1 protein-coding gene is annotated in these 239 nt (G+C 43.1%); it reads right to left on the bottom strand.

Annotation, left to right across the window (positions count from 1 at the left end):
* The coding region (locus tag H5232_RS23865) for a GAD-like domain-containing protein (RefSeq protein ID WP_310736908.1) at positions 1 to 239 on the bottom strand (239 nt) is incomplete at both ends.

Below are 239 nucleotides of genomic sequence, written 5' to 3'. Positions count from 1 at the left end.
CTGATTTCCACAGAATGTCCGGTTTTCTCACCGTAGAGTTTTAAATTGCCCCAGGCATTACGCGCTATAACATAATAAATATCATCTTGCTCAAACGGGGTGTCTTCTAAAAATCGGTCAAGAATGTCTTGATAATCCGCTGGATTTGTCAGCCAAAATAAACCATCGGCAAAGCCGCTAAAACCGAGTATTTGCCAGTATTCAAGTAGCTGGTCAGGCAGTTTCCCTCGATACGCTTC

The sequence above is a fragment of the Pseudoalteromonas sp. SG41-5 genome (assembly GCF_014164495.1).
Classification (GTDB): Bacteria; Pseudomonadota; Gammaproteobacteria; order Enterobacterales; family Alteromonadaceae; genus Pseudoalteromonas; species Pseudoalteromonas rhizosphaerae.
This window is presented reverse-complemented; position numbering and strand designations above follow the sequence as displayed.